Annotated in this window: 10 protein-coding genes and 1 pseudogene; 2 read left to right on the top strand and 9 right to left on the bottom strand. The window is 34.6% G+C overall.

Features of this window, described 5'->3' with window-relative positions; genetic code table 11:
• From PHF25_07360 to PHF25_07335, 6 genes are all read right to left on the bottom strand, one after another.
• Window positions 1-544: type I restriction-modification system subunit M N-terminal domain-containing protein (locus PHF25_07360; protein MDD4527832.1), on the bottom strand; the 544-nt coding region annotated here is incomplete at its 3' end.
• Between the two features lie 98 nt (window positions 545-642).
• Entirely contained in the window at window positions 643-1,692 is a 1,050-nt protein-coding gene (locus PHF25_07355) for an iron-containing alcohol dehydrogenase family protein (protein ID MDD4527831.1), read from the bottom strand.
• Window positions 1,689-2,345, bottom strand: coding sequence for an HAD-IB family phosphatase (locus PHF25_07350; protein MDD4527830.1), 657 nt, complete (start codon window positions 2,343-2,345; stop codon window positions 1,689-1,691). Before PHF25_07350 ends, PHF25_07355 begins: the two co-directional genes overlap by 4 nt.
• Before the next feature lie 60 nt (window positions 2,346-2,405).
• Window positions 2,406-4,367 (bottom strand): ABC transporter permease, encoded by a 1,962-nt coding sequence (locus PHF25_07345; GenBank protein MDD4527829.1) that lies wholly within the window; start codon window positions 4,365-4,367, stop codon window positions 2,406-2,408.
• 9 nt (window positions 4,368-4,376) lie between these two features.
• Window positions 4,377-5,333: an HlyD family efflux transporter periplasmic adaptor subunit gene (locus tag PHF25_07340; GenBank protein ID MDD4527828.1), complete on the bottom strand. Its 957-nt coding sequence runs from the start codon at window positions 5,331-5,333 to the stop codon at window positions 4,377-4,379.
• Window positions 5,323-6,576, bottom strand: a complete 1,254-nt coding sequence (locus PHF25_07335; protein ID MDD4527827.1) for a TolC family protein — start codon at window positions 6,574-6,576, stop codon at window positions 5,323-5,325. The genes PHF25_07340 and PHF25_07335 overlap by 11 nt, the downstream gene beginning before the upstream one ends.
• A gap of 96 nt (window positions 6,577-6,672) precedes the next feature.
• Here PHF25_07335 and PHF25_07330 point away from each other — a divergent pair, with 96 nt between their 5' ends.
• Window positions 6,673-7,710, top strand: a complete 1,038-nt coding sequence (locus PHF25_07330) for a 2-hydroxyacid dehydrogenase (GenBank protein ID MDD4527826.1) — start codon at window positions 6,673-6,675, stop codon at window positions 7,708-7,710.
• Here PHF25_07330 and PHF25_07325 read toward each other — a convergent pair whose 3' ends face one another.
• The 3 genes from PHF25_07325 to pyrF are packed head-to-tail and all read right to left on the bottom strand — an operon-like array spanning window position 7,711 to window position 10,519.
• Window positions 7,711-8,577 carry a YihY/virulence factor BrkB family protein gene (locus PHF25_07325; protein MDD4527825.1) on the bottom strand — a complete coding sequence of 289 codons (867 nt, stop codon included), beginning with the start codon at window positions 8,575-8,577 and terminating at the stop codon, window positions 7,711-7,713.
• 57 nt (window positions 8,578-8,634) lie between these two features.
• On the bottom strand, window positions 8,635-9,756 hold the full coding sequence (locus PHF25_07320; GenBank protein MDD4527824.1) for an NAD-dependent malic enzyme: 1,122 nt from the start codon (window positions 9,754-9,756) through the stop codon (window positions 8,635-8,637).
• A gap of 1 nt (window position 9,757) precedes the next feature.
• Window positions 9,758-10,519: an orotidine-5'-phosphate decarboxylase gene (pyrF, locus tag PHF25_07315; protein MDD4527823.1), complete on the bottom strand. Its 762-nt coding sequence runs from the start codon at window positions 10,517-10,519 to the stop codon at window positions 9,758-9,760.
• Here pyrF and PHF25_07310 point away from each other — a divergent pair.
• Window positions 10,479-10,613, top strand: a pseudogene (locus tag PHF25_07310) (hypothetical protein). The gene pyrF and the pseudogene PHF25_07310 overlap by 41 nt on opposite strands.

Below are 10,613 nucleotides of genomic sequence, written 5' to 3'. Positions count from 1 at the left end.
GTACATCTGATTCACTATTTTGTAATTCAAAATCTATCTTGTCTAAGTGCCCTAATACTTTTGCTATTAACTCGTTCTTTGCTGTCTCTGTTCTGCCTAACTTTGTGGATGTTAAGTCCAAGTCTTCAAATAGCTTATTAAAATCGTCTTCACTCTCTGTTCCCATAGTGCTTTGTTCAATATGATTAAGTATTTGTGTAAGCTCTTCTAATATAAAGTTGTCACTGCCAGAATTACCTTTTTTAGCAATCTCGCTAAATAGTTCAGAAGGTTTTAAAAAATAGCCGAGTTTTTCAAGAGCTTCTTCTTTTACAGCATCAAGTAATTCTTTGCCTTCTTTAGTATCTTCATTGATGTCTTCATACTTTATACCATCTACTAAAAGCAGTTTGTTTCCATAAATATGCATTTTTTCAGATAAATATTTATAAAAAATAAAGCCTAGTATATAGTCTCTAAACTCATCAGCATCCATTTTTCCTCTAAGTGTGTTTGCGATGTTCCATAGTTGTTGTTCAAGTTGGCGTTTTTGTTCTTCTGACATAGTGACTCCTGTATGTGAATGGTATTAATTTTATTATATAGTAAAGTGGGATTAATACGAATAGCTGAATAGTCAGGTGGGTAAAATATCAAGATTTTTTACAAGAAAATATTTTTTAATTTTGGATCTGTATCTAATAATTCTTTAAATTCTTGCCTGAAATCTTTTTCAGACAAAATGGTATAGAAATCATCTTTGATAGTTGGGGCTAATTCAAAGGCAGAAATCCATTCACTTTTCAGAAGTTTTTCTTCATCAAACGCCTGCCAAAAACCTGTCTTTTGAAAAAGCTTATTAATATGTTCTGTCCCTTGTTGTTGCAAAATGCTCATAATATATGCTGCAACTCCAACCTGTATGCCATGTAGACGAGGTTTTTTGCTAACAATATCAAGCGCATGAGAAAGAAGATGCTCACTGCCACTTGCTGGTCTAGAAGACCCACAGATTTCCATGGCTATTCCATTTAACATAAGCGCTGTACCTAACAGCTGAATGCTTTCTAAATCTTTTTCTTTTCTGGACATTAACTGAAAAACTGTAGCATCAGATAACAAGGCAGCAAAATCGTCCACAAAGGTTCCTTGTTTATGATAAGCTAACTTCCAGTCATACACTGCTGTTATTTTAGAAGAAAGGTCACCAATACCTGACCACCAAAGGTAATTTGGTGCCTGTAAACAAACTTCTGTATCAATAATTACTCCATAGGGCATTGTCGCTGGCAATGATCTTCGCTTTCCGTCAACTTCTAAGCTTGATTGAGGACTACAAAAACCATCATTAGAAAGTGCAGTTGGTGCAGCAATATAAGGTAAACGCGAAAGAAAAGAAACATATTTCGCTACATCCAGAGCTTTGCCTCCCCCTACTCCAAAAATTGCTTTTATTCCATTAGGTAAATCCTTAAAAATTTGTAGAGCTTGTTCGGCACTTGAATTTTCAATGGCAATTTCTTTGACAATTTTTACCTTGGACAACTCAAAAGAATGTCGAACTCGATTAAGTGTTTCAGCACGCAGACCTTCACTAGTTAAAAGAATACAGGAATCAAAATTAATGCGAGAGGCATATTCCCCGAGACGGTCTAAGGTGCCTGGTTTAATACGAACAAAGGTAGGAATAGAAATCTGAGTAGAACGAATCATTTTGTTCCCTTTATTAGTTGTGGAATAATCTCTGACCAATCTTGAAAAGGAATATAGGCTTCGCCAAGACTAGTTAATTTTTGTGCAAGCCAACCTGTTGCAAACCGTCTTTCTGCAGGAACTCTTAAGGCAGACTCTAAGTCTGGTCTACCGTCACCCGCAAAAGCAACATTCTGATATCGATGCAGAGCATCCTCTACTATTGCTAGTTTGTTAACACCTATATTTATGGAAGAGAATTTCCCAATATCAGCCCGTGTCATAGTTAAACCGCTTTCTGGTGAATAAGTTCCAGGGTTGGTATATAAAGTAAGTTTGTTTAAATTAGCTCCTAAAAGTTTTTTGATATACCAATCGCAACCAGCAGAGGCGATGGTAAGATCCCAACCGTTTTGCTTTAAGGTATCCACATCATTAGTAAAGTTAGGAGGAAATATCATCTTATTTGTAATTTCAATCAGCATCTTTTCTGGACAATTTAAACGTGCAAAGATGTTTTTAAGAGCCTCAAAATGAGTTATTTTTCCTTCTTCATAATTAGACCAATCATTGTGCTGCAAAATCTCGGGAAAAGCTTTTGTAACTAAACTATAAAAGTCATGTTGAGTAATTGTTCCATCAAAGTCTGAGACGAAGATATTTTCTGCTTTCATTTGTTTATTATATCAGGTTAAAAGATAAAAGTTACCTTTAAACATCTTTAGATGAAACTGTTATTCGTAACGTAACGCATCTATAGTTTTTAGACTAGCAGCTTGTTTTGCTGGCCAAAGTCCAAAAATAAGACCTATAATAATCGAAAATCCTGTTGAAACTAGCACGGAAACTAAAGATATTTCTGTTGTCCATTTTGCAAAAAAGGAAATAAAGACAGAAATCAACCAGCCCAAAAGAACACCAAAGATGCCTCCAACCACAGTAATGATTACTGCTTCCACTAAAAATTGATTCATAATATCCTTTTTGCCAGCTCCAATTGCTTTTCTTAGCCCTATTTCCCTAGTTCTTTCTGTAACAGAAACAAGCATAATATTCATTATTCCTATGCCACCTACAAGCAAAGCTATTGTTGCAACTATGCCCAGAAGTAAGGAAATTGTTGTGATTGTTCCTTTTATTGCATCTTGAATTTCTGCCATATCTCTAATCGTCACCATGTTATCATTAGCTGGCCATTTATGTGCTTGATTTAGCGCATCCGTAACACTTTGTTTGGTGGCGTTTATGTTTTCTTTCTTATCTACTTCAACTTGTATTTGATTTAAGTATCTTTCACCCATTAGTCGATACATAGCAGTACTAAGTGGAATGTAAATAATGTCATTTTCATCGCGTCCACCAGAAAACCCTTTTTTTGGCAAAACTCCAATTACTTTGAAATTTACTTTGTTTATTTTAATGTTTTGACCTAAAGGGTCTTCCGTTCCATATAAATTTTCAACAATTGTTGCCCCAATAACCGCAACTCTTTCCCTGTTTTGCTGTTCGTTTTCAGTAAAATATCTACCTATATTAGGAATAACTTCTCTCATTTTAGAATAATCAACATCTGTTCCAGAGACTGAGGTTCTCCAGTTCTTATTACTATAAACAACTTGTGCTTTTCCAGAAATAATTCCAGATGCTCTTTTAACAGTTGGTATTCTTTTTAAGATAGTTAAATCTGTTTCAGAAAAACGGCTAGAGATTCCGGCTCCCATTGAAATACCACCTGCAACCCTACTCCCAGGCATAACAATAAGCAGATTAGAACCCAACCTACTTAAATCCTTTTCAATATTACTGGTTGCACCTTTTCCCAAAGCCAACATAGCAATTACTGCTGCTACACCAATCAAAATACCTAACATTGATAAAAAAGAACGGAGCTTATTAACATTAATTGCCCTTATCGCCTGTTTTAGATGGGAAATCCATTCCATTTGATTCCCTGATAACTTTTTTTTATTTGAAATAATCTCTTCAGCAACGGTGTTTTGTTTCATCTTTAGTTTATGTTTGTTTTTAGATTTAACAACATCCGAAATAATTTCTCCGTCTCTCATAGAAATAATACGGCTAGCATGCTCGGCTATTTCCATCTCGTGAGTAACCATAATGATGGTTATCCCTTTACTATTTAAGCCCACAAGAATCTTCATTATCTCCTTTTCGCTAGTTGTATCAAGATTACCTGTAGGTTCGTCAGCAAAAATCACTAGGGGGTCATTAACAAGCGCCCTAGCTATAGCGACTCTTTGTCTTTCGCCACCAGAAAGTTCATTAGGAACATGTTCGGTCCTGTCTTTTAGCCCTACTGCTTTTAATTGTTCAAGAGCTTTTTCTTTAATGTTTTTATTATCGCCATAAATTAAAGGAAGACTAACGTTTTCATGTGCTTTAATGCCTGGTAAAAGATGAAACTGCTGAAAAACAAAACCAGCTACTTTGTTTCTTAACCTTGTAAGTGTGCTTTCCTTTAAATTTGCAACATTTTGACCTAAAAAAAAGTAAGAACCTTCATCTGGTGGGTCAAGAAAACCTAGGATATGGAGTAAAGTTGATTTACCACTTCCAGAAGCGCCCATAATGGCTACAAATTCACCTTGTTCAATTTTGAGATCAACACTTTTTAAGGCCTGAAAGGAAATTACCCCAGTATTATAAGTCTTCGAGATTTTTTGTAGTTCTATCATCGTTGCTATTTAACGAAGACCAGGTCGAGGTCTGCTCCCTTGCAAGAAACCTTTCGTGCCTGAGGCTTGCTGTGCTTTAGTGATTTGCTCAACCACAACAGACTTTTCATTAAGCCCTGACTCTATTTCTATTTTTCCATTATAACTAAGCCCTGTTTTAACTTTTTGGGTTAGAGGAAGCTCTTTACCTAACTCTTTTACCAGAACAAAAGAATGATTATCTTGATAATTTATGAGTCTTTCAGGCAGTAGCAAGACGTTTTGTTTTTCTTCTCTGATGATTTCTAAGGAAGCGCTCATCCCAGAACGAAAAACAGAAGGAGTATGGTCAGGAATTATATCTACCTGGTAGATTGTCACATTATTTACAATTTTTGATTCATAAGAGATGTGCCCAACTATTCCATCGATACTATTCTCTCTATAGGCATCAAGTAGAATTTTCACTTTTTGGCCTGTTAATACTTTCCCTATATCAGTTTCGTCTACTTGGGCTTTAATTATTAATTTATCTGCAAGTACTAACACTGGTGTATTAGAATTAATTGTTTGTCCTGGTTCTAACGACCGCACAATAACTTTACCAGAAATTGGAGCTAAGATAGTTGTAGGCTTATAAACTTTTTCCCAATATTCAACACTCTTTTTTCCTTCTGTTTGAGCCGCATCCAATAAGGCAGCTCTTTCAGTAGAACTCATTATGGCTAAAGCTTGCCCTTTTTTTACCACATCTCCCTCTTTTACAAATATCTGATCTATTCTTCCGCTAATTGGCGGTAATATTTCCAAACGATTTTGTGGTTCGACTAACCCTGCTGTGGAGATAGAATCAATGATATCGCCAACTTTAACCGCATATTCTTTATAAATAACTGTACTATCTTTTTTAAAGTAATTATTCCAAATAAAAAAAGAAGCTCCGGCTAACAGTAAAAGTAAAACACCTAAAATTAATTTATTTTTCATCAAAACCTTCTCCCTTCGAATTTATCCATTTTGCTTCTTGAATTAATGTATCTAAGTTGCTGTTAAGTTTAGACTTCCTTGTTTTAATAAGTTCGTCTTCAATTGTAATCCAGTCGGTAAAAGAAATTAGTCCCGAGGAATATTGGGCGGAAGCAATTTTAGACCTTTCTTCCGAAGCTTCTAAAAAGATATTGGCAACTGCTATATTATCATAGGAATCTACTAGGTTGTTCCACATTTCTTGGAGCGTAAGATAAACGTAATGCGTTTTGTTTTCTAAGTTAATCTTTTTTTGATAAAGCTGAGATTTTGCCTTATCTAGTTCATAATCTTTTTTGTTCCCATCATATAAATCAAAAGAAAGATTACCACCAACTGACCAGCCTGAAGAACTAGCATAAACCCCATCTTGATTAAAAGAATAATTTTGATTAAGAGACCCATTAATATAAGCAGTTGGCAAATAGTTAGATTCAGCAATGTATACACCATATTCGTCTTGTAGTTTTTGAGAAATCAAATCTTTCAACAATAAACTATTGTCAATAATCTCGTTAAAATTAGGCTTCTTTGCAAGAACAATTTTATTAATATTTTCTGAAACAAGAATAGCTGTTCCCATCTCCAGTCCCAGAGAATACAGGAGTTTATCATAATTGATTTGTAAGTTTCTTTTTGCTTGAGATAAGTTGTTTTGAGCCTCAATCAGATTGGCTTTAGCTTTCAGAAAAGATCCTCTATGCTCAAGTCCTCCATTATATCTAAGTCGCACTAATTCATATTGTTGATTTCTTCTTTCAACGATAGTTTTAGATAGTTCTAATAATTCTTGAGACCGAAGGGCTTCACAAAAATATTGTCGAATAGTTAAGCGCACATTAGCCTCTGTGATTTGATAATTATATTCTGCAGATTTTAATCTCTCTTCAGCAGCTAGAACTAAGTTATTGCTTTTGTTCCCATCATAAATCAGTTTCTGAGCAGAAACTCCTGCTCCGGCAGTATTCTTAACTGCTGACTCCCCACCTGCTCGCTTGACAGAAGCAGAACCCCCAACAGTTAGGCTTCCATTCAATTCAGCAATTTTTAGAGAATTTGATTCATCCACTAATTTGGCTTTGGCAATTTTGAGGTCAGTATTATTTTCTCTTGCTAACTGCTGGCATTGTTGCCAAGTAAGGATATCTAAGGAAAAACAAAAGTTTAGTAAAACTAGAGAAAACAGTAAATATTTTTTAATCATAACAATGCTATTATACAATTAGATTGGAAATAAGTTCCTGTTTAATTATGAATTTATTTTGATATAATGCTGATATAAAATATTAAGGAAATAAATATGACTAAAATAACAGTTTTCGATAGTAAGCCCTATGATGTTAAATCTCTAACTGAGAATAATAAGCATGGCTACGAACTTAAATTTCTAGAAAGCAAACTCAATGCTGATACTGCAACTTTAGCTAAAGGCTCCAAAATTGTTTGTGCTTTTGTTAATGATGATATTAATTCCGAAGCTATTAAAATTTTATATAAAAATGGAATAGAATTAATCGCACTTCGCTGTGCTGGCTATAATAATGTTGATTTAAAAACAGTCTTTAAAAAAATAAGAGTGGTTCGCGTGCCTGCTTATTCTCCTTACGCCGTTGCCGAGCATGCGCTTGCGCTAATCATGAGTTTAAACAGGAACATCCATCGAGCCTACTATAGAACAAAAGAAAACAACTTTAATATCAACGGATTGATTGGTTATGATATGCATGGAAAAACAGCTGGAATTATAGGCACTGGTAAAATAGGAGGCATTTTAATTGATATTCTGCTAGGGATGGGCTTAAAGGTTTTGGCCTATGATGCTTTTCCAAACGAGAAATTAAGCAAGTCTAAAGGATTTAAGTATGTGTCACTAAAAGAACTTTATAAAAATGCTGATATTATTTCCTTACACTGCCCTCTTAATGCGGATACTCATCATATGATCAATAATGACAGCATTAAAATAATGAAAAAGAATGTAATGATTATTAATACTGGTAGAGGGCTACTGATAGACACAAAAGCGCTTATCTCTGGTTTGAAAACAGGAAAAATTGGTTATGCGGGACTAGATGTGTATGAAGAAGAAAGCGATTATTTCTTCGAAGATTTTTCTTCCTCTGTCATTCAAGACGATGTGTTAATGAGACTAATTTCTTTTCCTAATGTTTTAATTACTTCACACCAAGGGTTTTTTACTAAAGAAGCCTTGGGTAATATCGCGGATGTTACTTATCAAAACATTCATGAGTTTTTACAGGGGGAAGCTTTAACTAACGAGATTTGTTATAAATGTGAAACGGAATGCAACAAAAAGATTAATGGTCGTTGTTGGTAGTTATTGTTCAGGGTTTTGAATAGAATAACTTAACTGAGAACCATATAAAATTATCCCCCAGCTATAGTGTATTGATAATAATAAAAAAGGAATTATCGCAAAGCTACCATAAAGTGCGTTGTGCCGAGTTAAGTTAATCTGTAAGTATATGTACAGAGTTTGAATCCCGATAAACAATGCTGTAGCAACTAAAGAACCAATTAATGCAGGGAGAAATTTCACCTTTGCGTTAGGCAAATAAATATATAAATTAAATAAAATTATCCAAAAAACAAAATGAGGAATGATTTTAGTGGCAAGGTTACTAACAAATATGCTTCCTTGAATTATCGGAAGCACTGTACTGAGTATTTCGTGAGAATATAAAAAACTTTTAGCTGCACCTAAAAAAGTAATCCCAATACTTAACACCATGATAAAAATAATAGGACCGATAAGTGTTAACAATGGATAAAAGATTAGTTTATTGATCCAAGACCTTCCTTGTTCAGCTTTCCAGATTGTATTAAAAGTATCTTCTAACGATAAAAAAATATTAAATAACATCATCACAATAAAAAAGACACCAATGAGGGTAATTAAACCCATATTAGTGTTTTTAACAAACTTATTCAGTTTTGAGATAACCAACAATATTAAGTCGTGATGGATAGAAAAATTAACTAATAAAAAGTTTTTTAAGAGATTAAAAGATTTAAAATAAGTAGCAACGCCAACTAAGATTGCTAAGAAAGGAACAAAAGTTGATAAAGAAAAGAAAGACAAAGAAGAAGCAGAATACAAACAACGATTCTTATTAAAATCTTTGATGCTTGCATATAAAACATGAACAAATTTAATAATGAAATTATCTATTAAGTCAGCCATCTCTTAAGAATAACACATTTCCAGCCCAAAGGTGAAACATCTAATGAATCTTGAAATTTAAAAGCTTTGTAAAACAGAAGGAACTATATTTTTGTTAAATACATCTGGGATTATATAATCTTTTTTTAACTCAGAATCAGCTAGAACACCAGCAATGCCTTGTGCTGCTTGAATAAAGTGTTTTATTTCAATGGTTTTAATATTGTTTACTAAAATCGCTTTCACAAATCCTGGATAGCCAATGGCATTGTTTATTTGGTTAGGGAAATCACTTCGACCAGTGGCAATGATGCCATTAAAATTTGTAGGTAAATCTGAAGGAAGAATTTCAGGGTCTGGATTAGCTAAGGCAAAGATTATGGGCTCAGTATTCATTGCTTCAACCATGGAAGGCTTTAGAGCATTCCCAACAGAAACTCCAACAAAAATGTCTTTGCCTGTCACTGCATCAGCTAAGGTTCCAGCTGTATCCTGATTGTTAGTTAAATCAAGAACTTCAATTTTATATTTATTTAAATCTCTTCTGCTTTTATGAATGATTCCTTTACTGTCACAGAGGCTTATTTTCTCAAATCCATAAGCAAACAAAAGTCTAGCAATAGCAAGTCCAGCTGCGCCTGCTCCATTGATGACAACGCTACTAGTTGCTGGTGCTCTCTTAGTAACTTTCATGGAGTTAATTAACCCTGCCAAAACAATTATGGCTGTTCCATATTGGTCATCATGGAAAACAGGTATATTAACCTTTTTCACAAGTTTATCAAAAATCTCGAAACAGTTTGGTGCGCTGATATCTTCCAAATGAATAAGTCCAAAGGAAGGAGAAAGCACAGTGATTGCCTCGACAATTCTATCCACATCCGTTGTATTTAAAAGCAAGGGGTAAGCATTAATGTCAGCAAAAGCTTTATAAATCATTGCCTTGCCTTCCATCACAGGCATAGCTGCTTCTGGCCCCATATTACCAAGCCCCAAAACAGCGGTTCCATCAGTAAACATACCAACAGTATTGCCAATAATTGTAAATTCTTTCACTGCTTCAATGTTTTGGTTTATATGTTTAACAACCTGAGCAACACCTGGAGTATAAACCTTAGCTAAAGTTTGACTGTTATCTATTTTTATTTTACTTTCTACTGAAATTTTACCGTTTTTGTGTAATTCAAAGATTTCGTTCATTTTACAAATATTGATTTATTTCATTTTTATAAAAAATTGCTTTTTCAGTAGCAATTGTCGCAAAATCTTCACCATTAGAGGCATAAATAATATCTCTGGAAACGTTAAATAAATAATTTTTCTTGTTTTTTCTCTCTTTTGTTAAAATATCAGAAACCTTGCCACCCTGCGTTCCAATTCCTGGAACAAGAATTAAGCTATCATTCAAATCATTTTCAACTAAACCGAAATGGTCTGGGTTTGTGGCACCCATTACCGCGCCACAGTTATGATACTCAGAATTCCATTTGTTGACTAAAGACGCTGTTTCTTGAAACAAATAAGTACCTTTTTCGGTTTTCAACATTTCCAGCTCTTGGGAGCTTTTGTTTGAGGTTAAAACAAGCACAAAAGAATATTTGTCTTTGTATTCCAAGAAAGGAATAATGGAATCACTCCCCATGTATGGAGCAAGCGTTACCGCATCCACCTTTAGCTCATCAAAGGCTGCAATTGCATATTTTTTTGCTGTGTTGCCGATATCTCCCCTTTTAACATCTAAAATCACCGGGATATGTTCAGGAATTATTGCAAGAATTTCTTCCAAGAGCTCTAGCCCATAAAATCCTAATGCCTCAAAAAAAGCTATATTTGGTTTATAAGCACAAACATGTTCTTTGGTGGCATTGATGATTTGTTCAAGAAAAGTAAATAAGGGTTCGTTATCGTTTTTTTTAAGATGCAGAGGTATTTTGTCTGCATCAATGTCTGGACCGGAGAACATCGAGGCACTGGCCAAGAGCGACGTGAGCGCAGCCATCGTCCTCGCCTTCAACCCCGCCGACCCGTCGGTCGCCGGTCGTGAGAAGGTTCTGGTC

Source organism: Candidatus Margulisiibacteriota bacterium (assembly GCA_028706105.1).
Classification (GTDB): domain Bacteria; phylum Margulisbacteria; class Riflemargulisbacteria; order GWF2-35-9; family DYQY01; genus DYQY01.
Note: the sequence above shows the minus strand (reverse complement) of the source record. Positions and strands in the feature narration are given on the sequence as shown.

Bases quoted from the DNA above. Each gene is read 5' to 3' on its own strand.
- PHF25_07355 (MDD4527831.1), bottom strand. From the start codon at position 1,692: ATGATTCGTTCTACTCAGATTTCTATTCCTACCTTTGTTCGTATTAAA.
- PHF25_07350 (MDD4527830.1), bottom strand. From the start codon at position 2,345: ATGAAAGCAGAAAATATCTTCGTCTCAGACTTTGATGGAACAATTACT.
- PHF25_07345 (MDD4527829.1), bottom strand. From the start codon at position 4,367: ATGATAGAACTACAAAAAATCTCGAAGACTTATAATACTGGGGTAATT.
- PHF25_07340 (MDD4527828.1), bottom strand. From the start codon at position 5,333: ATGAAAAATAAATTAATTTTAGGTGTTTTACTTTTACTGTTAGCCGGA.
- PHF25_07335 (MDD4527827.1), bottom strand. From the start codon at position 6,576: ATGATTAAAAAATATTTACTGTTTTCTCTAGTTTTACTAAACTTTTGT.
- PHF25_07330 (MDD4527826.1), top strand. From the start codon at position 6,673: ATGACTAAAATAACAGTTTTCGATAGTAAGCCCTATGATGTTAAATCT.
- PHF25_07325 (MDD4527825.1), bottom strand. From the start codon at position 8,577: ATGGCTGACTTAATAGATAATTTCATTATTAAATTTGTTCATGTTTTA.
- PHF25_07320 (MDD4527824.1), bottom strand. From the start codon at position 9,756: ATGAACGAAATCTTTGAATTACACAAAAACGGTAAAATTTCAGTAGAA.
- pyrF (MDD4527823.1), bottom strand. From the start codon at position 10,519: ATGTTCTCCGGTCCAGACATTGATGCAGACAAAATACCTCTGCATCTT.